Raw genomic sequence first — 25,510 nt, 5'->3', positions numbered from 1 at the left:
TTTTTCGTATTGTGCCCAAATATATTTTAACCCCTACTATGAAAAGATTTAAACCCTTTTTGTCAGGTTTTCATCGATTTTTTTAATATCTAAAACCATAGCTACTTTTGAAACTTCTAAGTCAGTTATTTCAACAATACTTTCAACTAAAGTTCCAGCTCCTAAAAAGTGATTTTGAATATGTTGGATTGATTTTTCTTCCACAACACTTACAGTTTCTAAAGAAGATACCAAAATTCCAATACAATGTTCAATATTATTTTTATCATATTCAACTAAAATGATATTTGTAAGTTTCTCATTTGTGATTTCTTCATTTACAAAATCTCTAATATCCAAAACTGATACTAACTTATCTTTATGTAAAACCATTCCTTTAAAATGATTCTTTTTATCCATATCAATAGATTCTTGTAACTCTTCTATTCCTATTGATTCTATTACATTTTTAGCACTTACAGCTAATAATTTTTTACCTAAATAAAATGTTGCTAACTCTACACTTGTAGGAGTATATTTTGATTTAGATGTTGTTAAAAATTTCGATTTAGAACTATCTAAAAAAACATTACAATTTATATCTCCAATATGAATAAATACAAAACATAAAACATCATTTTTGTAGTCATCAACCCTACTTTTATACTCTCTATATCCATTTGAACACTTAACAGCAACGGCATAATATTTATTATCCATTTCTATTATTTGACTTTTTTGTTGAGCATTTTTTAAAGTAAAGAACTTATCATCAATATTTAAATAACTGTCAACCTCAAAATTTTTATTTGTAGATGAAATTATTTTTTTATCTTTATTGGCAAAAATAGCAAAAACACCATCTATTTTAACACCATCAACATTTTTTGGTAAACACTCATCAAGCATTGCACTAAATTGTGGAGTTGAATCAAAAACAACAGCAATTCCACCTGTAATTATTTTTTCATCTTTAAATGATCTAATTGCACTACTATAAATATATGTTGATTCATTATCATAAAGTGCAGATTTTTCGAATTTTGAAACACAATATTTTGAAGTATCCTTTAATTGTAAACTTTTTTCAACCCACTCTTGAGTTAATATTTTTCCAATTAAATATTCATAATTTCTATTTGATACAGCTACTACTTTTCCATTTTTATCAAAAACTAAAATATTTGTATAAACCGTATATAAACCATTTATATAATGTAAAATACTACTTATTTCATCTTTTTTGTCAGGTAAACTATTGTAATCATCAAAAGCTTCTCTAAAATATGATGTTATTGCCCACCATCTACAATCATTCGCTCTTTCATATAAATTTCTATCCATAATATCAATAGCTAATGAAGATAAAAATTCACTATCTTTTAAAATTGAAGAGATAATTGTTTGATTTAGATTACTAAGTGATGAATTTGCTTTATTCCCAGTAACTCCAATCTCATTTAAAAGTGATTTAGAAAACTCTCTATTTACAGAATTTAATTTACTTTGAGCAATATTCCCATTCCAAATAACTCGACCTAAATTATCTTGAATAGTTTTACTTTTATAAAAAACTTCTTTTAACTCTCTTGAAAAGTGTTGTTCATTATCCATCATAGAATTAATGATATTAAAATCCACATTTAAAGTATTTAATTCATCACTTAAAAATGCGTAATCCAAAGGAATCATTATATGTCCATACCATTTAAGTCCATAAAATCCTTGATAACCATTTGTTTTACAAGTTTTTGCTAAATAATCTCTTCCTCTAAATGATATGATTTTATAATTTTCATTTAAAACTATAGGTAATTTTACCCCTAAATCAATATGATCTTTATCACTACTTGCTATTACCAAACCATTTTCATCTAAAATAGTTAAACACTCTTTATTTTTTGTATCAACAAGATTATTAAAAATCCCATTCATTTCATCTGTAAATCTAAAACAAAGAGCTAAAACACCCAAATTTTGAGAACTAGAATCATTTGTTTTTGTAACTTTGTATGAATATACTAATGATTTCTTATATTGAGGAATAAAATCATGATATTTATATGTTTCAACAAAATCTTCATTTGAATTTAATACTTTTTGAACAAATGATAAATCAACTTTTTCAGTTTTAATTTCATCATTTAATCTAACTAATATTTTTCCATGAGTATCAAGCAAAACAATATCAAAATATACAGAGTATTTCGAAACATACTCTTTAAATCTTTTTTGCATATTTTGTCGTAAAACTAAACTTTCATCATTATATTTTGAAACATAAGTTTGTATAAAAGTTCTAATATCATCATCTGTTGCTAAAAATCCAATATCAGCTGTTCTTTCAAAAAGATTTCTAATTAAAACATCAATGGCAACACTAGCTTTGAACTTCATTTCTTGAGTTACTTTTTTTATTTGTTGTTCACTCAAGTGATTTAATAAAGTTGAAGTTAAATTTAAAAAATTCTCTTTTGTTTTTCCAATATCAATATTTATATCACCCAATTGACCCAATAGTGCCAACATATCCCATGAAGAACTTAATCTTCCTAATTCATCTTTATATTTATCCACGTCTTCAATATATTTGATAATAGGATACAACTCTTTTTTTACATTGATACCTTTATAATTCACTATATCTTTTAACATTATAATTATTTTCCTAAACCTTTAAATATCTTAAGTTGTATTATATACCTTAAATAATATTTAATCTATATACAGGTGTATAAAAAGTATTCTTTTTAAAAATATAATTATTTAGTGTATTTATTCTGAGATTTGTTCAACAAAATTTAAAATATTTAATTGCCAAGAATCATTGAAAATATCATCTTCAATGGCATTAATATTTAAATTTTTGGTAAGAGAGTTAATAAAGTCTTGTTTATCTTCTTTAGAAAATAATAATTTTGTAATATTTTTATCTTTTGTAAATTCATTAACTTGTGATAGTTCATTGCTACTTAAATATTTCTTTTCTCTAAAAACTGTAGTTATTCCAAATCTTTTTGCAAAATATTCCCAAAAGTCATCAAATACATAAATATATTGTATTTCACTATTATTAAGTTTTTGTTTGATTTTTAAAAAAGTTTGGTCAATTTCATCAAGAAATTTTTCATAATTTTCTTTGTAATAGCTCTCTTTACTTTTATCATACTTTGCGAAAGCTTCATAAATATTTTTTGCAACAGCTCTTAAATTAAGTGGATCAGTCCATATATAAGGATTGTTTTCTATTTTGCTTACATTTGCAGAAATATCAACTATTACTAATTTGGGATTATGTCTTAATAAAACTTCTGCATATTGTTTTTCAACTTCTAAACCAAAATGAAAAAATATTTTTGAATTAGCTAATTTTGAGATTTCAGAAATAGGAATGTCTTTATAAGTATTTAGATATCTACTTGTAATTTCCCTTGTTTTTATCTCTTTTTGTGCAATTTTATTTACAAGATTAGTTTCTAAAGGGAAATATGTAACAACTAAATTTTTTGAAAAAAGAAAAAGAGGAAATAATAGTAAAAAAATGATTTTAAACATTATATTATTTCCTCTAATTTAATAATCTGTTACTATAAATCTGTAACAGTTTTTCTAAGTCTAATACTTAACTCTTTTAATTGCTCTTCATCAACACTTGATGGAGCTTGAGTTAATAAACATTGAGCTTTTTGTGTTTTAGGGAATGCTATTACATCTCTGATTGAATCAGTTCCAGCTAATAACATAATCATTCTATCAAGTCCCATTGCAAATCCACCATGTGATGGAGCTCCATATTGAAGTGCATCAAGTAAGAAACCAAATTTCTCTCTTGCTTCTTCATCAGAAATTCCCATTAGTTTAAATACTTTTGATTGAATCTCTTCTTTGTGAATTCTAATTGAACCACCACCAAGCTCAGTACCATTTAAAACAATATCGTAAGCAATTGATTCAATCTCTTCTAAATCTTCTACGTTATCTAATGATTTTGGCATAGTAAATGGATGGTGTAAAGCTTTTGTTCTTCCATCTTCAACTTCAAACATTGGGAAATCTACAACCCATAAGAATTCTAAAGCATCTGCTGGAACAATATTCATCTCAGAGGCAAGGAATAATCTAAATCTTCCCATATAATCCCAAACTACTTTTTTAGCTCCCGCTCCAAAGAATACAACGTCACCAACTTCAAGTTCAGTAACTTTTACGATTTCTTCTAAATCAGCTTCTGAGAAGAATTTAGTTAATGGACCTTTTAATCCATCTTCTTTCATTTGGAAGTAACCTAAACCTTTAGCTCCAAATTTTCTGACATAATCTTCAAAACCTTTCATTTGTCTTTTAGAGAATATGTTATCTCCATTTTTACATTTTAAAGCTTTGATTCTATTATTTTTTTTGTCTTTTGCAATTTCTGCAAAAATTTCATTTGTAGAGTTTGCAAAAATATCAATTACATCTACAAGTGGCATATCAATTCTTAAATCAGGTTTATCAGAACCGTATTTTTCCATAGCTTCTGAATATTTCATTCTTCTAAAAGTTGATGGAATTGTTTTACCACATTTTGTAAATACATCGTAAATTAATCTTTCAGCAACTGCTATAACATCATCTTGTGTACAAAATGACATTTCAACGTCAATTTGAGTAAACTCAGGTTGTCTATCAGCTCTTAAATCTTCATCTCTAAAACATTTTGCAATTTGGAAATATTTATCAAATCCTGCAACCATTAATAATTGTTTAAATAATTGTGGAGATTGTGGAAGTGCGTAAAATTCACCTGGATGAACTCTTGAAGGAACTAAATAATCTCTTGCACCTTCTGGTGTAGATTTTGTTAAAATTGGAGTTTCAACATCTAAGAAACCTAATTCATCTAAAGTATTTCTAACTTGAATAGTTGCTTTACTTCTTAATTGGAAAATTTCAAATGATTTTCTACTTCTTAATTCTAAAAATCTATTTCTTAATTTGATTTCATCATTAACTTTTTCATCATTAATATCAAATGGCATTGGTTTAGATCTATTTTCAATTACTAAATCTTTTAATACAATTTCAATTTTTCCAGTTGCAAGATTTGGATTTTCAAGTCCCTCGCCTCTTGCTCTTACAAGTCCAGTTGCTATTAAAACAAACTCATCTCTTACTGTTTCAGCAATTGCTAATGCATCTTTACTATCACTTGGATCTGCTACTAGTTGAACTAATCCACTTTTATCTCTTAAATCTATAAATATAATTCCACCGTGGTCACGTCTACTGTTTACCCAACCAGCAACAGTTACAGTTTCACCAATTTTAGCTTCAGTTACATCTGTACAATAATGTGTTCTCAAATTCTAATCTCCATTCACATAAATATTCGCGATTTTATCTAATTCTTACTTAATTTCTGAAAAGCCAAATTCTGTACAACTAAATAATCGAGGATTATATACTGCTTGATTATTTTCTATTTTTGTTGGAACTAAACTTGAATTTTTTCCATAATATAAATAATTTATTCCAACTAATGTTGAATAATCAACCCATTCATAAACTATATTTCCACCAGCAGTTGCAATTTCATCCCTTAACTCTTTATCAACAACATCAATTGAATTAGCCACAATTAATCTATCTCTATCTTTATCTTGTGTTAATGTCATTAATAAAGGGTCGTAACTAAGTTGTGTAGAAAGAACAACTTTTGGATAAACATCATAAGATCTTAATTGCGATAAAATTAATGAACTTTTTACAATATCAGTATTTAAAAATAGTGTCGAATTAGCTAATCCAGAACCTGTTACAATACCTTTAAAATTATTTTCACTCTTTTTAATCTCTCTTTTTAATCTCACATCAGAAACTACTAATTCATAAGATTTTTTTAATTTAGAACCTAAATATGTATCTTGATAAAACATAATATTGTTACCACTTGAATAATTTATTAGCTTTTTAACTTGATCATCATAAGAAATCGAACCAAAAATTAAACTACTATTGCTTGAAGATACTTCTTTTTTCTCAATAAGAGGTAAATAAACTTTTAAATTACTAGAAACAACATTATTTAAAGTCCCAACTGCATTAGGAGTAAATAAAGCAATTACATTTGTGATATTTGCATTTTTAACTTCTTGAAATGCTGAATTTATTCTACTTGCACTTTCATTTTCTGTATCAATTACAACTAATTCATAATCAGAATTTTGATGCGATAAATACCCTGAAACGGTATTTATCGATGATTTAGCATATTTTGAAACTAAATTTGAAGGGTAAATGAAAGCAACTTTCATTTTAACCTTTGAAGAATCAATTTCAATCTTATTTTCTATTTCATTTTCTGAAGAACCTTTAGGTGTAGAAGTTTTTTGATTTTCTATTTTATCACCTTCTATTATAGGAGCTACTTCATACTCAACTGGCTCATCTTTTATAATCTTACCTTTGCTATCTGATTCAACAATATCTATTGGTTCTAACTCTTGAACAACAGTTATTTTGTCCTCTTTAGGCGCCATTTTTGCAGGTTTTGCATATGTATTTTGTTTATTTGGCATTTTCAATTGTACAGTTTGTTTTTGAGTACAACCAAAAAATACAAATACAAGTATTATTAGGGCAATTATTTGCTTCAATTTAAACTCTCCATGTAATTTTTTATTTTTAACATATCATAATATGCATCTTTTTTAGAAGATGGATTCCTTAATAAAAAAGTTGGTGAAAATGTAGTTATTAATGAAATTCCATTAAAAATCAACTCTTTTCCTCTTATTTGAGAAAAATTATCACCATTTTTTAACAAGTACGAATAAGTTTTTTCTCCAAGCGCAACAATCAATTTGGGTTTTATCAACTCAATTTGTTTTAGTAAATAATCATGACAAGTTTCAATATTTGAATTATTCAAACCATTTATACTTTTACATTTAACTAAAGTAGTATAGTAAACATCTTCTTTAGTTATATTCAGCACATTTTCAATCATTTTTACAAGTAATTCACCACTTTTCCCAACATAATTCAAGCCTATTTCATCTTCACTACTACTTGGTTCATCACCTATAAACATAATTTTAGAATTTGGATTTCCATATCCAAATAATACATTTTTCCGACATTTTGAAAGTTCACATAAATAACAATGACTAACACTAATGTTTAAGTCATTTATATTATTAGGTAACTTTACATTTTTTATATTATTTGAAAAAAAATCCAAAGCTTCATGATATTCATAACCAAATGATTTTAAATAATTTAAATGTTTTAACACACGATTTTTTACTGTTTTTGTCATGTGAAATTGTACATAAATCTTTCTTGAACAAATATTTGTTCCAATATTTTATACATAATATATTTTTTACTTGACTTTTGTTCCAATATTTTATAAAATATTAAAATTATTATGTATAGGAAATAAAATGACTGCACCTAGTTTAAGAAAACTAGAATTTGATTTAGATGTAAATAAAACAACTTTGCATAATTGGAAAAAAAGCAGACCTAAACTTTTTGAGTTTATTATTGAATCATATAAGGATAGAGAGATTTTAAAAAAACATTTAGAATTATTGCTTGAACAAAAAAATTTAATAGAAAAAGAGATTAATTTAACAAAAGATAGAATAAATTAGTATACAAACCTATGGAGCTAAATTTATATAGTATAACTTTTTTAAAGTGTGCGAAATACTATAAAATTTGAGCTTCATAGTTTTTTATATTTTTGGAATTTTTAATTTTTTGAAGAAAAAATAAGGAAATAAATTCCTTATTTAATTTTAGAAATAAATATTAATTATTTATATCTATGAGTGATTCTACCTTTATCTAGTGAATAAGGTGTTATTTCTACTTTTACAGTATCATTAGGTAAAATTTTAATATAGTGCATTCTCATTTTTCCTGAGATATGACATAAAACTACATGTCCATTATCTAACTCAACTCTAAACATAGCATTTGGTAAAGCTTCAATTACTTTTCCATCAATTACTATTACATCATCTTTTGCCACTTTTCTCTCCCTTAATCTTCCGAATTACTTAAAATAACTGCTTTACCATCAATAACAGCAACTGTGTGTTCATAATGACTACCTCTTAATCCATCAGCAGACACGACATCCCAACCATTTTCTAAAATAACAGGATTTCTGTCTTTTGAACAAATCATGGGTTCTATACAAAATACCATTCCGTTTTTGATTTTTGGACCAGATTTTGTATTTCCATTTTCTAAGTAATTAGGAATTTCTGGCTCTTCATGCGGTCTTCTTCCAATACCATGTCCACAAAATCTAACTAGTGGCTGATAACCTCTTGATACAATAAAATCTTCAATGGCTTTTGATAATTCTTTAAATCTCATACCTTCTTGAATAATCTCAATAGCATAATATAAAGCATCTTTTGAACAAGCAATTAACTCTTCATCTGCTTTAGAAATTTTTCCAATAGGCATAGTAATAGCTGAATCACCATACCAACCATCAATCTCAGTTCCTATATCAAGACCAAGAATATCACCTTCTTTTAAAACAACATTACTTGGAATTCCATGGATAATAACTTCGTTTAAAGAAGTACAAATAGCAGCAGGAAAACCATATAAGCCTTTAAATGAGGGTCTAGCTCCTAAATCTCTTAGGAACTTTTCACCCATTGTATCAACTTCTTTTAAAGTCATACCAGCTTTAACTGATTTACTTAAAAAGTTTAATGTTTTTGCTACTACAATATTTGCGTTTCGAAGTTTTTCTATTTCGTTTGGTTTTCTTAATGGGATTGCCATTTTTATAATCCAACCGCACTTAAAGTTTGATATTTATTCATATATTGTTGAGCTTCAATTTTTCTCATAGTATCAATTGCAACTTGTACAACAATTAGTACAGCAACCCCTCCAAAATAGAAAGGTACTCCCATAGCTTTTACAATTAGCCAAGGAAGAGTTGAAATTAATCCCATATATATAGCACCCCAGAAAGTCAATCTGCTAGCTACTTCATTTAAAAATTCAGCTGTACTTGCTCCTGGTCTAACACCTGGAATAAATCCACCTTGTTTTTTTAAGTTCTCAGAAATATCTTTTGCATTAAATGTAATTGATGCATAAAAGAATGCAAAGAAAACTACAAATAAAAACATAAATACGTTAAAAGTATATGAACTAGGATTTAAATAATCCGCAATCATTACTAAATACTTATTTTGTGATCCTTGCAATACAGTTGCAGGGAACATCAATATAGCACTTGCGAAAATTGCTGGAATAACTCCACTTAAATTTACTTTAATAGGAATATAATTCATAACTCTTTTTTTCTGATTTTGCATCATCACTTTTCTAGAATATGATACAGGAACTCTTCTTTCACCTAATTCAACATAAATAATTGCTCCAACAGTAGCCATAATAATAACTAATATTGCAATAACTACTAAGAAATTCATTTGTCCATTGTTAACTAAATCAATAGTTCCACCAATTGCACTTGGAATTGCAGAAACAATACCAGCGAAAATAATTAATGAAATACCATTTCCAATACCTTTTTGTGTGATTTGTTCACCAATCCACATTAAAAGCATAGTACCAGTTAACATTGAAATTGCAGAAACAGCAATAAATGTATTCATATCGATTGAAATAGCACCTTGACCACTTTGACCAGTTAATGAATTAAGACCAACTGATACACCAATAGATTGAATTAATGTAATAACAATTGTTGTATATCTGATGATTTGCATATATTTTTGCATACCATCTCTCTCTTTTTTCATTTTACCAAGTGCTGGGAAAGTTGCTGCTAGAAGTTCCATAATAATTGAAGCAGTAATGTAAGGCATGATTCCTAGTGAAATAATACTTAGTCTTTCAACTGCATTTCCACTAAACATATTTACAAGACCTAATGCATTATTTGCATTTGAGTCGAAAAATTCTTTAACAACGTCTATATTAACTCCAGGTACTGGCACGTATGCCAATAACCTGTAAAGGAAAATAAAGCCTAATGTAATAAGAATCTTATTTATTAGATCTTTACTCATGGCTATTTTCCAGTAGTTGTAACGTTTTCGTCTTTAATCTTAGCTACTAAATCTTTTGCAGTTGAACCAATTAATTTAACTTTTTCAACTGATTTTGATAATTTATACACAGATTTAATAGTATCAAGTGTAATTTCATCAAGTGTTGCAATTTGAGATACTTTATCTACATTGATAGAATAAGGTTTAACTACTCTTGAAAAGAATCCAACTTTAGGAAGTCTTTTGTAAAGTGGTTGTTGACCACCTTCAAATCCTCTTTTCATTTTGTAACCAGATCTTGCTTTTTGACCTTTATTACCTTTTCCTGCAGTTTTACCTGTACCACTTCCTTGACCTCTACCGATTCTTTTAGTATTTTTAGTACTACCAGCTGCTGGTTGTAAGTTATTTAATTCCATAATTCTATCCTTTAATCTTAGCTAATGCTTCAACAGTAGCTTGTACAAGGTTGTTTGGATTATTTGAACCTAATGACTTAGCAATAATATCTTTAACTCCAGAAAGCTCAAGAACAGGTCTTGCAGCTCCTCCAGCGATAAGTCCAGTACCCTCAGATGCTGGTTTTAATAATATTTTACTTGCATTATATTTATGTTCAATATCATGTGCGATTGTAGTTCCTTTAATAGAAACAGTAACTAAGCTTTTGAAAGCGTCATCTAATGCTTTTTTAATTGCATCAGGAACCTCTTTAGCTTTACCAGTTCCAAATCCTACTGTACCGTTTTTATCACCAACAACAACTAAAGCTGTAAATCTGAATCTTCTACCACCCTTTACAACTTTTGTTACTCTTCCGATTTTAACGATTGCTTCTTGAAAGTCTTCTCTATTTACTGCCATCATTAACCCTTATAATTTGATACCATTTTCTCTTAATGCGTCAGCAAATGCTGCTACAACACCATGATAAAGATAACCATTTCTGTCATAAACAACTGATTCAATTCCAGCTGCTTTTAAGTTTTCAGCAAGTTGTGCTGCTACTTTTACTGCATTTTCTTTATTCACATTTAAACCCATAGCTTTTGAGCTAACTGCTGCTAAAGTTACACCTTCAACATCATTGATAGCTTGTGCACTAACGTATTTGTTAGATTTGAAAATTGATACTCTTGGCTTTTCAGCTGTACCAAAAATTGAACCTCTAACTCTTTTTTTTCTTTTGATTCTTAACGCATTTTTTTTAGCTAAATCTTTTATTCTACTCATAGTTACACCTTACTTCTTAGAAGTTTTTCCGGCTTTTCTGATGATTTTCTCATCAGTATATTTAACACCTTTACCTTTGTATGGTTCTGGTTTTCTAAAGCCTCTAATAATTGCAGCAGCTTGACCAACTTGTTGTTTGTCAGCACCTTTTACATGAATTATGTTTTTTTCAACAGTAACTTCTAATCCTTTTGGGATTTCATAGTTAATTGGGTGAGAATAACCTAATTGTAGTTCTAAAACATCACCTTTTACAGCAGCTCTGTAACCAACACCATTGATCTCTAAAGATTTTGTAAATCCAGTAGTTAGACCATTTATAGCATTAGCTGTTAAAGCTCTATAAGTTCCCCAAAATGCAGAAGACTCTTTTGTTTCACCATTTCTAGTTAAAACAATTTGTCCATCAGCAATTTCAATACCAACTCTTCCATGTGTTTCCACAGTAGAAACGTTGTTTCCTTTTTTAACGCTAATTAATGAACCATTAGCTGTTACTTCAATTCCTGCAGGAATTGCGATAGGTTTTTTTCCAATTCTAGACATTACACTCTCCTACCATACAGTACAAAGTACTTCACCACCAACGTTAGCTGCATATGCTTCATCATTAGCAAGTACACCTTTGTTAGTTGAAACGATAATAGTACCGTACCCATTTTTAAAGTTTTTAATTTCAGAAGCGTTTTTATAAACTCTTCTTCCTGGTTTAGAAACTCTTGTGATTTCATTGATTACTGATTTCTCATTATCATCATATTTCAATTCAACTTGAACTGTTTTTTTATTGTTTTGTCCATCAATAACTTTGAATCCAGCAATATACTCTTTTTGTAATAAAACGTTTAAAACACCTACTACAGTATTTGAGTGTAATAATGTTGCAACTTCTAATTTTCTCATTGCAGCATTTCTAATTCTAGTTAAAGCATCTGCGATTATATCATTCATCATAGCTTAAATTCTCCTACCAACTAGCTTTTCTAACACCAGGTAATAAACCTTCGTTAGCCATTTTTCTTAAACAAATTCTACATAAACCAAAATCTTTATAAACAGAGTGAGGTCTTCCACAAACAGAACATCTAGTGTATGCACGTACTGCAAACTTAGGTGTTCTTTGTTGTTTAGCAATCATAGATTTCTTTGCCATTACGCTCTTCCTTTTGTAAATGGAATTCCTACTAATTCTAATAATCTGAATGATTCAGCATCGTCAGTTGAACTAGTAGTAATTGAAATATTCATACCATGTGTTTTAATGATATTATCATATACAACTTCTGGGAACATTAATTGCTCATCTAAACCAAAGTTGAAGTTTCCTCTACCGTCAAAACCATTTTTGTTAAGACCTCTAAAGTCTTTTACTCTTGGTAATGCAACGTTACATAATTTATCTAAGAAATGATACATTTGTTCACCTCTTAAAGTAACTTTTACACCAACTGGCATACCTTCTCTAACTTTAAAACCAGCAACTGATTTTTTAGCAATAACTTTAACAGCTCTTTGACCAGCAATTAAAGAAATTGTATCTTCAATATTTTGGATTAATTTAGAATCTTTCATCGCTTCACCAGCACCAACAGAAATAACAACTTTTTCTACTTTTGCAGTTAAAGTTTTATTTTTTGGAAACTCAGTTTCTAATACTGGTTTGATTTCTGATTTGTATTTTTCAAATAATCTTGATGCCATTTTACTCACCTTCTACTTTTGCTACATTTGAAATGTCAATTGGCATTTCTTTGTTTATGAATCCACCCTCTGGGTTTTTTTCTTGATCAGGTTTAACAGTTTTTTTAGCAACTTTGCAATCTTTTACGATTACTTTATTTTTTGAAGGTAATACTCTTAAAACTTCTCCAGTTTTACCTTTGTCATCTCCAGCGATAATTTTTACAGTATCACCTTTTTTGATTTTTAATTTAATTGCCATATTATAATACCTCCGGTGCAAGTGAAACGATTTTCATGAAACCTGAATATCTAACTTCTCTAGCAACTGGTCCAAAGATTCTTGTTCCAACTGGCTCTCTTTTTGCATCAAGAATAACCGCAGCATTATCATCAAATCTAATTAATGAACCATTTTCTCTTTGAACTTCTTTATGAGTTCTAACAACTACTGCTTTAACAACCTGACCTTTTTTAATTTTTCCAGTTGGTAGAGCTTTTTTAACTGAAGCAACAATAACATCACCAACAGTTGCATATCTTCTTTTAGACCCACCTAAAACTTTGATACACATAATCTCTTTAGCACCTGTGTTGTCAGCTACATTTAATCTTGTAAAACTTTGAATCATTATTTAACTCCTGTAGCTACAATTGTCTTTAATCTAAAAGATTTAGTTTTTGACAATGGTCTACACTCAACAGCGATAACACTATCTCCAACATTTAACTCGTTTCTTTCGTCATGAATTAAGTATTTTTTAAATCTTTTTACAGTTTTGTGATATTTTGGATGCATAACTGATCTTGTAACTAGTACAGAAACTGTTTTATCTCCAGATTTTTTTACCACTACACCTTGAATCTCTCTTTTATGTGTCATACTTAGATCCTTAGTTAGCTTTTGCAGCAGTCATAGCTGTTTGAATTTTAGCGATGTCTTTTTTAGCAACTCTTAATTCAGATGTATTTGTTAACTGCATTGTTTTTAGCTTAGCTTTTAATTCAAAAAGAAGCACCTTTTTCTCTTTTAATAACCCTTGAAGTTCATTCAAGTTTTTGTCTTTTAAATCAGTATAGTTCATTTTCGCTATCTCTTGTTACAATTTTAGTTTTAAATGGTAGCTTGTGTTGTGCTAAAGTTAAAGCTTCTCTAGCTAATTCTTCAGAAACTCCAGCCATCTCAAAACAAATTCTTCCAGGCTTAATGTTCATAACCCATTTATCAACAGAACCTTTACCTTTACCCATTCTTGTTTCTAATGGTTTTGCAGTAAGTGGTTTATCAGGGAATACCATAATCCAAACTTTTGCTTGTCTCTTAACTTTTCTAGTCATCGCAATTCTTGATGCTTCAATTTGTCTTGAATCAATTCTACCGTGCTCTACAGCTTTGATACCGATATCTCCGTATGCTAAAGAGTTTCCTCTATGAGCCATACCTCTATTTCGGCCTTTCATCATTTTTCTGAACTTAGTTCTTTTAGGCATTAACATAATTATTTACCTCTTTTCTTAGTTGGTCTTCTTTTAGGTTTAGAAGAAGTGTCTTCAGCTTTTTCAGTTGGGATACCTTTAGCTAATACTTCACCTTTGAAAATCCAAACTTTGATACCAATACAACCATAAGTTGTATGAGCTTCAGCAAAACCATAGTCAATTCTTGCTCTTAAAGTATGTAAAGGAACTCTACCTTCTAAGTACCACTCAGTTCTTGCCATTTCAGCTCCACCAAGTCTACCAGAAACAGATACTTTAATACCTTTTGCTCCACCTTTAAGTGCATTTTGCATAACTCTTTTCATAGCTCTTCTAAATGCAACTCTTCTTTCTAATTGTTGAGCAACGTTTTCAGCTGATAATTGAGCAGAAGTTTGAGGTTTTCTCTCTTCTTTAATATTAACAGCGATTTCTTTACCAACTAATTTTGAAAGTGCATCTTTTAGTTTTTCAACGTCTGCACCTTTTTTACCGATAATAATACCAGGTCTTGCAGCAACAACTGTAACTCTAACTTTTTTTGCAGTTCTCTCAACGATAGTTTGAGCAATTCCAGCATAGTATAATTCTTTTTTAACATACTTTCTGATTTTGTCATCTTCTGCAACGTTTGCTGGCATTGTTTCAAATTTAGGAAACCATCTTGATTCCCAATTTCTATTAATACCTAATCTTAAACCTATTGGATTAACTTTTTGACCCATTACTTATCTCCTTTAGTCGCAGCAGCTACTTCAATCATAATATGTGCAGTTGGTTTGTGTCTTGGAGAAGCACTTCCTCTTGCTCTTGGAGTAAATCTCTTAAGAACTGGACCTTTATCAACTCTTGCAGATACAACAACTGCATCAACTGGATCTAAACCTGCATTAGCTACAGCAGAAGCTATAACTTTAGAAATAATTCCAGCAGCTTTATTTGGAGTAAATTGTAAAGATGCGATTGCATACTCTGCATTCATTCCTTGAACTTCTCTAGCAATTAATCTAGCTTTAATTGGAGAAAGTCTAATAAATTTTAATATTGCTTTAGCCATTCTTATGCCTTTCTTTGAACAGAACCTTTATGGCCCTTAAATGTTCTAGTTGGTGCAAATTCACCTAATTTATATCCAACGTGGTTCTCAGTAACGTTAACTGGAACGAAATTTCTTCCATTGTGCACATTGAAAGTTAATCCGATCATATCTGGTAATACAGTAGATCTTCTTGACCAAGTTTTAATTGGTTTTTTATCATTAGCTTCATTAGCTTTGATAACTTTTTTCATCAGGTGTGCGTCTACGAATGGACCTTTTTTTATCGATCTTGCCATTTTAAACCCTTACTTCTTTCTTTTTGAAATGATTAGTTTATCACTAGCTTTTTTCTTTCTAGTTTTATAACCTTTAGTTGGCATACCCCATGGAGTAACAGGATGTCTACCAGAGTTAGTTTTACCTTCACCTCCACCATGTGGGTGATCTATAGGGTTCATTGCAGAACCTCTAGTTTGAGGTCTAATACCAAGGTGTCTACTTCTACCAGCTTTACCAACTACCATGTTTGAGAAATCTTCGTTTCCAACTACACCAATTGTAGCTATACAAACACCAAGAATTTTTCTCATTTCACCAGATGGTAATCTCATGATTACATACTTGTCTTCTCTACCCATAATTTGAGCATATCCACCAGCAGATCTAGCGATTTGTCCACCTTTACCTGGTTTCATTTCAATATTATGAACCATTGTTCCAACAGGGATACTCATTAATCTCATTGCATTACCAGGTAAGATATCAAGTCCAGATTCAGCAGCTTGTACTTTATCTCCTACTTTTAATCCTGATGGTTGAATGATATATCTTTTATCACCGTCTAGGTAAGTAACTAAACAAATTCTACAGTTTCTATATGGATCGTATTCAACAGTTGAAATTGTACCTTCAACACCGAATTTATCTCTTTTGAAATCAATAATTCTATATAATTTTTTAGCACCTGCTTCTTTGTGTCTAGATGTAATTCTACCGTTATTATTTCTACCAGCATTTGCTTTTACTCTTACAAGTAAAGATTTTACAGTTGGTTTAGAAGTAATATCTGAAGTATCCATAACAGACATAAATCTTCTTGCAGGAGTTATTGGTCTAAATTTTTTAATTGCCATCTATAATCCCCTTAAGCTGAAAGGTTCGCAATTGCTGCGCCCTCTGGTAATGTTACATAGAATTTTTTGAAATCAGGTCTTTTACCTATTTTCCCTTTAAATCTTTTTACTTTACCATTTTGTCTTAAAGAATTTACTTTTGAAGGAGTTACTCCAAAATATTCTTTAAATACTTCTTTTAAACCGTTTTTAGTCATTCTTGGACTAGTTTGAACAACGATTACACCATTTTCTTGAAGCTCAATTGTTTTTTCTGTATATAATATTGCTTTAATATCTGTAATATCTGCCATCTTAAGCCTCTTTTGTTAATGCATCAAGTACTGATTTTTCAATAAGTACTGAGTGGTATGCAGCAATTAAATAAGCGTTAACTTCTTGCTTTTCAACCATATAACAGTTTTTAATGTTTCTAAACGCTAAATAAGTTTTCTCATCAATTGTATCACATACGATTAATGTATCTCTTTTGTTTATTTTACTTAAAACTGCAACTGCTTCTTTAGTTTTTCCAGATTCAATTTTGATTGAATCAACAACAAATAAAGTACTATTATTTGCTTGAGCATTAATAGCATATTTTAATGCTAATGCTTTTTGTTTTTTGTTAACTTTTTGGTTATAGTTTCTTTTAGTAGGTCCAAATGCTTGACCCCCACCAACGAATAAAGGAGATCTTTTTGAACCCCATCTAGCTGCACCAGAACCTTTTTGAGCTTTAGGTTTTTTACCACCACCGCTTACTTCTGCTCTTGTTTTAGCTCTCGCTGTATTTGATCTTAATGCTGCTAAATAAGATTTAACATATAAATATAAATTATGTTTGTTAATTTCTTCATAACTAGCTGGTAAAACTACTTCACCACTATTTTCAAATTTTTCGTTTAATACTATTGCTTTGCTCATTTAGCAACCTTTACTTTTCCTAATGCTCCGTTTGGACCAGATACTGAACCTTTAAGAACTAAAATTCCAGTTTCAGCGTCAAATGAAATAACATCATTTTTCACAGATACATTTGTATTTCCGTATTGCCCTGGCATTTTTTTACCTGGCTGAACTCTACCTGGCCATTCGCAGTTACCGATTGAACCAACTCTTCTACCCATTCTATGACCGTGTGATGCTCTACCACCCGCAAAATTCCATCTTTTAACAGCTCCAGTAAACCCTCTACCTTTTGTTTTAAAAGTTGTTTTTAGCGTTTGTGCTTCACTTAATCCAGAAACATCTAAATCACCAGCTTCAGCATTTGCTACAGTCATTGTTGCAAATCTGTTAAACTCTTTAGATAAGTTATATTTTTTTTGTATACCTTCGATAGCTTTGTTAAACTTTTTACCATTGCTATAAGATACAATTGCTACACCGTCAGTCACTTCACACACTTTAGTATCAAGAACTTTTAAAAGTGTAACAGGAGTACTTGGAACAGAAACTGTTCTACTCATACCGATTTTTTGAACTATAAATTCCATCTATATTACCCTTTCTTCTTATTCTTGACCCATAGATCTAACTTCAACATCAACTTCAGGAGCTAAGTCAAGTTTCATTAACGAATCTACAGTATCTGGAGTTGCAGCTATAATATCAATAATTCTTGAATGAACTCTGATTTCAAATTGCTCTCTAGAATCCTTATTTACGTGAGGACCTTTAATAACTGTATATCTTCTGATTTTTGTAGGAAGAGGGATTGGACCTCTTAAATCAGCACCAGTTCTTTTAACGGCTTCAACAATTGAAGCAACACTTCTGTCTAAAACTCTATGATCATAAGCCTTAAGCTTTAATCTAATCTTTTCCATTTTTTTCCTTTAAAGAACTCGTTAGATGCGCATAAATGCACCCTAACCACATTTAGTGGACGCGGATTATAACTTAATTGTAGTTAAATGTCAAGTATTATGGGCTTTCATAGAAAAAGTTGTTAATTTTATTTCCTTTTTAAAAGGACCATTAGAGTAGTTTAAGTAGTAAAATAAGTTCTTATTAAGAATAAGAATGTTGTATTGCTAATGTAAAACCGCTTTTAAAATGTGTAAAACCGCTTTTAAAATGTATGTATTTTGCTTATGAAATGTATGTACATATAAAAATTGTATCTTTTTAGACTTTTTTACCTACATTTTAAAAGCAAATTATTCAAACTTCTTTATAACTAATTTACTAATTAATACTGCATAACTTATTAAATCATATATTAAAATATCTTTAAATCTATCCTCATAACTTTTACTTTCAATTGGTATATTTGTGATACAAATCATATTTTCATATTCGCCATTACCAAAAAATGAATTTATACGACTTATAAATTCATCATCTCTTTCCATATAGTTATATCCTACAGATTTATTATTTAACTCTGCTTCTCTTTTTTCTAACTCTGAATATATCTTTTCTTTTAATTTATTTCTTTGAATGTAACCTTGATTATGTACAATATTATGTCTCAAATAACTTATTAAAACTATTATAAAAAAATAATCACTATCTTTTATTTCATATAAATATAAATCATCTAAAAAATTTCTCAAATCTATTAATTGCTGATAAGTTTTTATATTCCTGTACCCATCTTTTTTAATTAATTTTTTTATTTCATCTATAGAAGTATAATCATCATCGTATATTTTTTTTGAATCTTTTCTTTTTTTTGACCATATTGTTTTATCATATAAGCCTAATATTGCATATATTTCATCTATAAACTTTTGAAATAATTCAAATGCTTCAACTAATAAAAACCTAAGTTCAGAATTATGCTGTAACTTTAAATATTTAATTACTGATCCGGCTACACTAATTCATACTTGGAATTTAAAAACTTCTAAGTTAAAATAATAAGTATGAAAGAAGTAGAAAAAATGAGAAATAGTAAATATACTAAAGAGTTTAGAGATGAGACTGTTCACTTAATTTTGAATAGTAAAAAGTCAGCAATGCAAATTGCAGCATAGAACGTAGCGTTAGCAAGAAAAGATCTTGGAATAAATGATAAAACAATTTATAATTGGATTAAAGTTTATAAAAAAGAAAATAATATAACAACTCCTATTGATGAAACTAAAAATCAATCTAAATCCTCACAACAAGAATTAGTGGCTGAACTAAAACAGCTACGAGCAGAGAATAAATTACTCAAACAAGAAAGAGATATTCTAAAAAAGGCAACAGCATACGCAGCATTTGAAACTCTATCAAAGTATGCTTGGATAAAAGAGCATAGAAAGAGTTTCAATATAAAACTTATGTGTAAAGTTTTTAAAGTTGATAAAAGTAGCTATTACAATTGGGTTAAAAATGGTTGTGTAATTCAAAAAGTTGATGAGAAACTTAATGAACTAATTGAAATAATATTTCTTCAATCAAGACAAACATATGGTACAAGAAGGATAAAAGATAAACTTCTTGAAAGATATGGTGTAATAGTTTCAAGAAGACGAATTAGAAATATTCTAAAACAATTAGGATTGTTTGTAAAAATGAAACGAAGATTTAAAGTTATGACAACAGATTCAAATCATAATTTACCAATAGCTCCCAATATTTTAAATAGAGATTTCTATGCTTCAAAAGTTGATGAAAAATATGTAGGCGATAGAAGTATTAATAAAAAGATATTAAATATATCTTTTTATTAATACGCGTTATATTCCAACAAGTGAAGGATGGTTGTATCTTGCAACAGTTATTGATTTATATTCAAGAAAAATAGTTGGTTGGAGTATGGATGAAACAATGAAAGTTTCACTTGTAAATGATGCTTTAAAGATGGCTCTTATTTCAAGAAATCCAGAAAAAGGACTAATTTGGCATACAGATAGAGGAAGTCAATATGCTTCTTATGAACATAAAGATTTACTCAAAAGACATGGAATAATTCAAAGTATGAGTCGAAAAGGGAATTGTCATGATAATGCAGTTGCAGAAAGTTTTTTCCATACATTAAAAACAGAATTAATCCATCATGAAATTTATCATACAAAAGAACAAGCAAAAAGATCAATATTTGAATATATAGAAGTGTTTTATAATAGAGAAAGAAGTCATAGTGCAAATAACAATTTATCACCAGTAGAGTTTGAAGAAAAACAAAAATTGTTACAAAAAGAAATTGCTGCTTAGGGATTATAATTTCTGAGTATGTTTTAGGGTTGACAGATCATTTTTAGGTGGTACTTTAAATCCAATCTTTGCTTTTTTAAGTTTTTGCTTACTATTGTTTACGATCAAACTTCAAAGTAAAGAATTAAAAAACTCAACTGAAGAACTTGCAAAATCATCGGAGGCATTAACAGAACAATCAAAATCATTACAACTACAAAACTTTGAAAATACTTTTTTTAATATGATAAATTTACATAATGAAATTATAAAAAATATTTCTTTAGAAGTTAAAGAAAAGCATCCAGATTTTGACTTTGATGGAAGAGAAACATACTATTACAGTATTCTAAATAAAAAAGTTGCCTTAATTGAAGACAAGCCTTATTATGGTAAGAATGTTATCTCAAAACTATTTGAAATATTAAATATTTATATAAAGGATAATATAAAAACAAAAGATATTTTTGTATTATATAATCACTTCCACTATGAATATGATGATATTATAAGTCACTATTTTAGAAATGTTTATCAAATATTAAAATTTATAAATAAACAAGAAATACTGAAAGATATAAACAAAAATAAGGAATTAGAAAATCAAAAATTTTATACTAATATATTAAGAGCACAATTCTCAAGTATAGAATTTGCTTTTCTATTTATGAACTCTATATATAAATCGGATAATAAATTATTTCCTTTACTTGTTAAATTTGAATTCTTAGAACCATTAAATATAATACTTCAATATACTAATCCTAGAAAACCTAGTGAATCAATATTTAAATCGCCTTATCTACATGAATCATATGCATTTGAAGCTATTAATAAATGTATAAAAGATACTACTGATATAGAAAATGAAAACTATCCAAAAAATAAAATATTTGGTTCAAATTATCATATGAAAAAATATATTAACTATCTTAATACATCCTCTCAAGAGCAACAATAATCTTTTGAGCTTCTTTTAGTTTAAAATCATCTATCCTAGAGGCTTTATATTTTGCTATTTTAGAAGCAAATTTCATTAAAGCCTCTTCACTTTTATCCCTAACTTTTTCTTTCTAAATAATACTTATTTTTTCAATTTGAAATACAGTTATCATACTTTCTTTATATATAACTTCTTAATTATTTTTGGAATAGAATAAGCAACTTTATTTTAAGGGAGAAAAAGATTTGGAAGAAAATGATAAAGATAAAAGATTTTTTAATAAAATCTATTTAAAGATTTCAAATGCGTTAAAAGATGAAGATCAAACTATAAAAGGTTTATTTTATATTTTTTGCGTAGCTATTGCTTTTATTGGAACTATATTTTTAATTGAAATTGGATCTATTATAATTGGGAATTTTATCGAAATAAAAAATAGTGAAGAAGTTACAACAATAGGAATTAAAGCTGTTGAAGAAGTTACAACAATGGGAATTAAAGATGTAGTAGAAATATTAGGTCCATTTGGAGATTTTTTTGGAGGAATGCTAAATCCTATATTAACTTTTTGTTCTTTCATGGCACTTTTAATGACTATAATACTGCAACAAAAAGAACTAAAACTTACAAGAGAACAAGTAGAAATTTCAGTAAAAGAATTAGGGGAAACAAGAAAAGCGACAGAAATTTCATCAGAAGCTTTACTAGAACAATCAAAATCTTTAAAAACTCAAAACTTTGAAAATACATTTTTTAATATGATCAATTTGCACAATAACTCACTTTCAAACATAAAAGTAGAAAAAGAAAACTTTAAGATTACACCTAGAGAAACCTCAAATTCTTTTAATTATATATTTGAAAAAAGAGTAGAAGGCAGAGAAGTTATAAATCATATATTTTTTAATTTTCTAAAATTCCAAAAGGAATTTGCTGAATTTTATAGCCCAAAAAAAACTTCTGTTATTTTTGAAGATTTTATTGGTTATTTTAGTTTTGATATTAATCATTATTTTAGGAATATTTACCAAATATTGAAATTTATAGATAATAGTTATATAAGCAATAAAAAAATTTATTCAAACATTTTAAGAGCCCAATTATCATCTACAGAATTAGGAATGCTTTTTTTTAATTCTATATGTAAAAATGGTAATGAAAAACTATTGCCTCTTTTAATTAAATACGAATTCTTAGAACATACTATTTTTGATAATAAAATTATAGAATTTTTATCAATTGATATTGAAGATTGCATTATAAGAACTAAGGAATTAAACAAAGAATTTCCTATAAATAAAATTTTTGGTGATAATATATATTGGAAAAAGTATATTAATGACTCTTATACTTCTATAAATAAAGTTGATTCGAAGGAATTCTCATTCTTTGAAGAGCAACAATAATCTTTTGAGCTTCTCTTAGTTTAAAATCATCTATCCTAGAGGCTTTATATTTTGCTATTTTACAAGCAAATTTCATTAAAGCCTCTTCACTTTTATCTCTAGCTTTTTCTTTCCAAACAACTCTTATCTTTTCAATTTGTTCATCAGTTATCATATCTTCTATTCTTGTATTACGATTTAACATAGGAATATCACTTACTTTTCTATTGCAAAAATCAAGAAGTAGTTTTAGTTCATCTATACTTAACTTAGTTGTACTATCAACTCCAAACCTTGAGAGCATAAACTCTTTTCTCATTTCATCGTCTGTAAACACATTATGCTTAACTACTTGAATTTTTTGAATAAGGCTTTTCTTATAAGTTTTTTGTCTATCTGTCATATTTTTTCCTTTTTGATACTGTTTTTATGATTACCCCCCCTTTTTACAAATTTTTTGTTTTACTAAAATTTGCAAATAAAAGAAGAAGATTAAAAAAATAACTCTTCTTTTAATAAAATAGGAGAAAGATATGATATGTTTATTAAAACTTATTTTTTTGATTATTGAATTATTAAAACTGATTCTTTTAATTGGTGATTTGTTAATTAAATAAGTAGGCAACCATTACAACCTATACAACCACCATATTATAAGCCTTTGTTTATGGTAGTTGTAGTGGTTGTAACGGTTGCACTAAATTGAAGTATAAGTTATAGGTTTACCTTTCTTTTCTTGGTATTTACTCCAAAATTTATCGGTAAACTTATCCAAAGTATCCCTTGCAGTTTTATCTGTTTTTTCATATCCAATTTGATTTAAAAGTTCTGTTTGTCCTAATCCATCAGGATTTTTATTTAGAATCTCTTTTGCTTTTCTTACAAAGTTTTCTTCATATTCACTCATGGTTGAATAAACTTCATCAAGTTTTGTAAGTTCTAAGGTTTTAGTATTTACACTCACTCCAATATCTTTTACAAGATTTCGTGAGTATGTTACATTTAACATAAAATGCAACATATTTTCTTCTCTAGCTTTTTGAGTCATTTCATAAACATTATCAGGAGAGTTTATGAATACTTGAACTCCTGATATTGTATTTCCTGATTTTGTTGCATGATGCATTATGATAACAGTTGCACCTGCATCTCTTATTCTCATGATAATTTTCATAAACTCTTCAGATTGACTTTTACTATCTGTATCTACAAAATCCTTTGTAGTTTCAAATACAAAAGTCACATCTTTATAATTATCTCTCTTTGCTTCCTCATCTATTTGTCTTAAATATTCTATTGGAGAGCAACTAATCTTCGCACGACTAACATATTCAATTTTAGGATGATTTATTAACTTATCATCTATTTTTCTCTCAGCCAAAGAGCTAAGACCATTATCCATGTCTACATAAATTATTCTTCTTATATCACTTCTTTTCGCCAAAGTTGTAGTAATTCCATATCCAAGCCATGTTTTACCTTTTTTGGGAGGAGAATATATCAGGGTTACACTATTAGAGTATAAAAAATCTTTAATATATTCTACTTTTTCATCCAAAGAAAAATCTTCTTTAACTAAAGTATTTCCTTTTAAAAAATTAAACATTTTCATCTCTCACTTTCTCTAATTTTTCTTTTAACCATCTTTCTAATAGTTCTTTATCACTAGGACTTACTCTCTCAAGCAAAATATCAAAGTCATGTTTGATTTGCTCTCTTCCATATTTAAACTCAACAAACAGCACTTTTAAAAGCCATCTTAAAAGCACTTCTTTATCATCTGTTTTTACGATAGAATTAAAATAATTCTCAAACTCTATAAACTTATCAAAGGTGCAAATATGAACTTGGATGTTCTTATAGGCTTCATCAAGTTTTGCATCACCTGTATTAACTGATAGTATGTTCATATCTCCCACTTCCTTTTACAAAATTTATAAGTTTCTCTAAATTTACTATTTATGCATAGATTACGATAAGCTCTTCCCAGTTCAGAAAAAGCTATCTCTACATACAATAATGGTAAAAACACATAAAAAAATATAATTTTTCTTTTCATAATTTACTCCTACTAATAATCTCAATAGAACAGCTCAATAGCTGCTCTATGAAATTAATTTATTTAGTACCTCATTTCGACGAGAACTCTTTAAGACTAATAAAAAGTTTTCTCGTCAGATTGAGGTATTATTCAGGACATTAACCTTTTATTAAAAAATCTTCTTATTGCATAGCCTCGTGTATAACTAAGGCAAAACATAACTGTAACTATGATAATACTTCGTGTTTCAAAACTCAAACCCTCTATTAAAGGAAGCATTATTCTCATAGTTATTAAACCTATAAGCACTCCTAAAACATTGTTTAGAAGTACTTCTTTGTGTGTGTCTTTTTTAGATTGCATTTGTCCCCTCATCGTGACGAGTAATCTTTAACGATAGTAAAACCGTTGTCTTTTAGTTCTTGTAGAGCTTCTT

General features: G+C 28.4%; 37 protein-coding genes and 1 pseudogene. 5 read left to right on the top strand and 33 right to left on the bottom strand.

From position 1 onward, the window contains the following. Window positions 1–48: 48 nt before the first annotated feature. The 5 genes from ASUIS_RS04950 to ASUIS_RS04930 form a co-directional block, all read right to left on the bottom strand. Entirely contained in the window at window positions 49–2,634 is a 2,586-nt protein-coding gene (locus ASUIS_RS04950) for a chemotaxis protein CheW (protein ID WP_118885966.1), read from the bottom strand. 120 nt (window positions 2,635–2,754) lie between these two features. Next, on the bottom strand, window positions 2,755–3,534 hold the full coding sequence (locus ASUIS_RS04945) for a metal ABC transporter solute-binding protein, Zn/Mn family (RefSeq protein ID WP_118885965.1): 780 nt from the start codon (window positions 3,532–3,534) through the stop codon (window positions 2,755–2,757). Window positions 3,535–3,566: 32 nt separating this feature from the next. Further along, window positions 3,567–5,324, bottom strand: a complete 1,758-nt coding sequence (gene aspS / locus ASUIS_RS04940) for an aspartate--tRNA ligase (RefSeq protein ID WP_118885964.1) — start codon at window positions 5,322–5,324, stop codon at window positions 3,567–3,569. A gap of 45 nt (window positions 5,325–5,369) precedes the next feature. Further along, a complete protein-coding gene (locus ASUIS_RS04935; RefSeq protein WP_118885963.1) occupies window positions 5,370–6,617 on the bottom strand; it encodes a hypothetical protein in 1,248 nt (415 codons plus the stop codon). Then, window positions 6,614–7,282 carry a uracil-DNA glycosylase gene (locus ASUIS_RS04930; RefSeq protein WP_118885962.1) on the bottom strand — a complete coding sequence of 223 codons (669 nt, stop codon included), beginning with the start codon at window positions 7,280–7,282 and terminating at the stop codon, window positions 6,614–6,616. The genes ASUIS_RS04935 and ASUIS_RS04930 overlap by 4 nt, the downstream gene beginning before the upstream one ends. A 127-nt stretch (window positions 7,283–7,409) precedes the next feature. On the opposite strand from ASUIS_RS04930, the gene ASUIS_RS04925 reads away from it, so the two are divergent. Continuing rightward, window positions 7,410–7,622 carry a hypothetical protein gene (locus ASUIS_RS04925; protein ID WP_118885961.1) on the top strand — a complete coding sequence of 71 codons (213 nt, stop codon included), beginning with the start codon at window positions 7,410–7,412 and terminating at the stop codon, window positions 7,620–7,622. Between the two features lie 164 nt (window positions 7,623–7,786). On the opposite strand, the gene infA is transcribed toward ASUIS_RS04925, so the two are convergent. The 24 genes from infA to ASUIS_RS04805 all read right to left on the bottom strand — a co-directional run bounded on the left by infA (window position 7,787) and on the right by ASUIS_RS04805 (window position 19,135). Next, the gene (gene infA, locus ASUIS_RS04920; RefSeq protein WP_014473706.1) at window positions 7,787–8,005 is read right to left on the bottom strand and encodes a translation initiation factor IF-1; all 219 of its coding nucleotides are present in this window, start codon (window positions 8,003–8,005) and stop codon (window positions 7,787–7,789) included. Window positions 8,006–8,016: 11 nt separating this feature from the next. Continuing rightward, window positions 8,017–8,781, bottom strand: coding sequence for a type I methionyl aminopeptidase (map, locus tag ASUIS_RS04915; RefSeq protein WP_118885960.1), 765 nt, complete (start codon window positions 8,779–8,781; stop codon window positions 8,017–8,019). A gap of 2 nt (window positions 8,782–8,783) precedes the next feature. After that, on the bottom strand, window positions 8,784–10,046 hold the full coding sequence (gene secY, locus ASUIS_RS04910; RefSeq protein ID WP_118885959.1) for a preprotein translocase subunit SecY: 1,263 nt from the start codon (window positions 10,044–10,046) through the stop codon (window positions 8,784–8,786). Between the two features lie 2 nt (window positions 10,047–10,048). Continuing rightward, window positions 10,049–10,447, bottom strand: coding sequence for a 50S ribosomal protein L15 (rplO, locus tag ASUIS_RS04905; protein ID WP_118885958.1), 399 nt, complete (start codon window positions 10,445–10,447; stop codon window positions 10,049–10,051). A gap of 4 nt (window positions 10,448–10,451) precedes the next feature. After that, entirely contained in the window at window positions 10,452–10,892 is a 441-nt protein-coding gene (rpsE, locus tag ASUIS_RS04900) for a 30S ribosomal protein S5 (RefSeq protein WP_014473702.1), read from the bottom strand. Between the two features lie 9 nt (window positions 10,893–10,901). Beyond that, window positions 10,902–11,261, bottom strand: coding sequence for a 50S ribosomal protein L18 (rplR, locus tag ASUIS_RS04895; protein ID WP_118885957.1), 360 nt, complete (start codon window positions 11,259–11,261; stop codon window positions 10,902–10,904). A 9-nt stretch (window positions 11,262–11,270) separates the two neighbouring features. Continuing rightward, on the bottom strand, window positions 11,271–11,807 hold the full coding sequence (gene rplF / locus ASUIS_RS04890; protein WP_118885956.1) for a 50S ribosomal protein L6: 537 nt from the start codon (window positions 11,805–11,807) through the stop codon (window positions 11,271–11,273). Window positions 11,808–11,816: 9 nt separating this feature from the next. Next, window positions 11,817–12,215, bottom strand: a complete 399-nt coding sequence (gene rpsH, locus ASUIS_RS04885) for a 30S ribosomal protein S8 (protein WP_118885955.1) — start codon at window positions 12,213–12,215, stop codon at window positions 11,817–11,819. Window positions 12,216–12,228: 13 nt separating this feature from the next. Then, the gene (locus ASUIS_RS04880) at window positions 12,229–12,414 is read right to left on the bottom strand and encodes a type Z 30S ribosomal protein S14 (RefSeq protein WP_105912160.1); all 186 of its coding nucleotides are present in this window, start codon (window positions 12,412–12,414) and stop codon (window positions 12,229–12,231) included. After that, a complete protein-coding gene (gene rplE, locus ASUIS_RS04875; protein ID WP_118885954.1) occupies window positions 12,414–12,962 on the bottom strand; it encodes a 50S ribosomal protein L5 in 549 nt (182 codons plus the stop codon). Before rplE ends, ASUIS_RS04880 begins: the two co-directional genes overlap by 1 nt. A 1-nt stretch (window position 12,963) precedes the next feature. Then, window positions 12,964–13,203, bottom strand: a complete 240-nt coding sequence (gene rplX, locus ASUIS_RS04870) for a 50S ribosomal protein L24 (RefSeq protein WP_118885953.1) — start codon at window positions 13,201–13,203, stop codon at window positions 12,964–12,966. 1 nt (window position 13,204) lies between these two features. Continuing rightward, window positions 13,205–13,573 (bottom strand): 50S ribosomal protein L14, encoded by a 369-nt coding sequence (gene rplN / locus ASUIS_RS04865; RefSeq protein WP_004510830.1) that lies wholly within the window; start codon window positions 13,571–13,573, stop codon window positions 13,205–13,207. Next, window positions 13,573–13,824 (bottom strand): 30S ribosomal protein S17, encoded by a 252-nt coding sequence (rpsQ, locus tag ASUIS_RS04860; protein ID WP_118885952.1) that lies wholly within the window; start codon window positions 13,822–13,824, stop codon window positions 13,573–13,575. Before rpsQ ends, rplN begins: the two co-directional genes overlap by 1 nt. Window positions 13,825–13,834: 10 nt before the next feature. Next, on the bottom strand, window positions 13,835–14,026 hold the full coding sequence (gene rpmC / locus ASUIS_RS04855; RefSeq protein WP_118885951.1) for a 50S ribosomal protein L29: 192 nt from the start codon (window positions 14,024–14,026) through the stop codon (window positions 13,835–13,837). After that, window positions 14,013–14,438 (bottom strand): 50S ribosomal protein L16, encoded by a 426-nt coding sequence (rplP, locus tag ASUIS_RS04850; protein WP_118885950.1) that lies wholly within the window; start codon window positions 14,436–14,438, stop codon window positions 14,013–14,015. The genes rpmC and rplP overlap by 14 nt, the downstream gene beginning before the upstream one ends. A 2-nt stretch (window positions 14,439–14,440) precedes the next feature. Further along, window positions 14,441–15,145, bottom strand: coding sequence for a 30S ribosomal protein S3 (rpsC, locus tag ASUIS_RS04845; RefSeq protein ID WP_118885949.1), 705 nt, complete (start codon window positions 15,143–15,145; stop codon window positions 14,441–14,443). Next, the gene (gene rplV / locus ASUIS_RS04840; RefSeq protein ID WP_118885948.1) at window positions 15,145–15,477 is read right to left on the bottom strand and encodes a 50S ribosomal protein L22; all 333 of its coding nucleotides are present in this window, start codon (window positions 15,475–15,477) and stop codon (window positions 15,145–15,147) included. The genes rpsC and rplV overlap by 1 nt, the downstream gene beginning before the upstream one ends. Window positions 15,478–15,479: 2 nt before the next feature. Next, window positions 15,480–15,755, bottom strand: coding sequence for a 30S ribosomal protein S19 (gene rpsS, locus ASUIS_RS04835; RefSeq protein WP_118885947.1), 276 nt, complete (start codon window positions 15,753–15,755; stop codon window positions 15,480–15,482). 9 nt (window positions 15,756–15,764) lie between these two features. After that, window positions 15,765–16,592: a 50S ribosomal protein L2 gene (rplB, locus tag ASUIS_RS04830; protein ID WP_118885946.1), complete on the bottom strand. Its 828-nt coding sequence runs from the start codon at window positions 16,590–16,592 to the stop codon at window positions 15,765–15,767. Between the two features lie 11 nt (window positions 16,593–16,603). Continuing rightward, complete coding sequence (locus ASUIS_RS04825; RefSeq protein WP_108557717.1) at window positions 16,604–16,885, bottom strand: 50S ribosomal protein L23; 282 nt, start codon at window positions 16,883–16,885, stop codon at window positions 16,604–16,606. A 1-nt stretch (window position 16,886) separates the two neighbouring features. After that, on the bottom strand, window positions 16,887–17,498 hold the full coding sequence (rplD, locus tag ASUIS_RS04820; RefSeq protein WP_118885945.1) for a 50S ribosomal protein L4: 612 nt from the start codon (window positions 17,496–17,498) through the stop codon (window positions 16,887–16,889). After that, complete coding sequence (gene rplC, locus ASUIS_RS04815) at window positions 17,495–18,070, bottom strand: 50S ribosomal protein L3 (RefSeq protein WP_118885944.1); 576 nt, start codon at window positions 18,068–18,070, stop codon at window positions 17,495–17,497. The genes rplD and rplC overlap by 4 nt, the downstream gene beginning before the upstream one ends. A gap of 18 nt (window positions 18,071–18,088) precedes the next feature. Continuing rightward, complete coding sequence (rpsJ, locus tag ASUIS_RS04810) at window positions 18,089–18,403, bottom strand: 30S ribosomal protein S10 (protein ID WP_014473685.1); 315 nt, start codon at window positions 18,401–18,403, stop codon at window positions 18,089–18,091. A gap of 333 nt (window positions 18,404–18,736) precedes the next feature. Further along, complete coding sequence (locus tag ASUIS_RS04805) at window positions 18,737–19,135, bottom strand: hypothetical protein (protein ID WP_118885943.1); 399 nt, start codon at window positions 19,133–19,135, stop codon at window positions 18,737–18,739. A gap of 444 nt (window positions 19,136–19,579) precedes the next feature. On the opposite strand from ASUIS_RS04805, the pseudogene ASUIS_RS13925 reads away from it, so the two are divergent. The 4 genes and pseudogenes from ASUIS_RS13925 to ASUIS_RS04785 all read left to right on the top strand — a co-directional run. Further along, window positions 19,580–20,242, top strand: a pseudogene (locus ASUIS_RS13925) (IS3 family transposase); the annotation flags it as partial. Beyond that, entirely contained in the window at window positions 20,226–20,726 is a 501-nt protein-coding gene (locus ASUIS_RS13920; RefSeq protein ID WP_118885941.1) for an IS3 family transposase, read from the top strand. The pseudogene ASUIS_RS13925 and the gene ASUIS_RS13920, both read left to right, overlap by 17 nt. 94 nt (window positions 20,727–20,820) lie before the next feature. Next, a complete protein-coding gene (locus ASUIS_RS04790) occupies window positions 20,821–21,666 on the top strand; it encodes a putative phage abortive infection protein (protein WP_118885940.1) in 846 nt (281 codons plus the stop codon). A gap of 227 nt (window positions 21,667–21,893) precedes the next feature. After that, entirely contained in the window at window positions 21,894–23,054 is a 1,161-nt protein-coding gene (locus tag ASUIS_RS04785; protein WP_118885939.1) for a putative phage abortive infection protein, read from the top strand. On the opposite strand, the gene ASUIS_RS04780 is transcribed toward ASUIS_RS04785, so the two are convergent. The 4 genes from ASUIS_RS04780 to ASUIS_RS14025 all read right to left on the bottom strand — a co-directional run bounded on the left by ASUIS_RS04780 (window position 23,002) and on the right by ASUIS_RS14025 (window position 25,437). Next, window positions 23,002–23,436, bottom strand: a complete 435-nt coding sequence (locus ASUIS_RS04780) for a phage protein GemA/Gp16 family protein (RefSeq protein WP_118885938.1) — start codon at window positions 23,434–23,436, stop codon at window positions 23,002–23,004. The two genes, ASUIS_RS04785 and ASUIS_RS04780, sit on opposite strands and share 53 nt — an antisense overlap. A 294-nt stretch (window positions 23,437–23,730) precedes the next feature. Then, window positions 23,731–24,645, bottom strand: a complete 915-nt coding sequence (locus ASUIS_RS04775; protein WP_226799987.1) for an AAA family ATPase — start codon at window positions 24,643–24,645, stop codon at window positions 23,731–23,733. Further along, a complete protein-coding gene (locus tag ASUIS_RS04770; RefSeq protein WP_118885937.1) occupies window positions 24,632–24,943 on the bottom strand; it encodes a hypothetical protein in 312 nt (103 codons plus the stop codon). The genes ASUIS_RS04775 and ASUIS_RS04770 overlap by 14 nt, the downstream gene beginning before the upstream one ends. A gap of 281 nt (window positions 24,944–25,224) precedes the next feature. Further along, window positions 25,225–25,437 (bottom strand): DUF7220 family protein, encoded by a 213-nt coding sequence (locus ASUIS_RS14025; RefSeq protein ID WP_438938489.1) that lies wholly within the window; start codon window positions 25,435–25,437, stop codon window positions 25,225–25,227. Between the last annotated feature and the right edge of the window lie 73 nt (window positions 25,438–25,510).

Source organism: Arcobacter suis CECT 7833 (assembly GCF_003544815.1).
Classification (GTDB): Bacteria; Campylobacterota; Campylobacteria; order Campylobacterales; family Arcobacteraceae; genus Aliarcobacter; species Aliarcobacter suis.
Note: the sequence above shows the minus strand (reverse complement) of the source record. Positions and strands in the feature narration are given on the sequence as shown.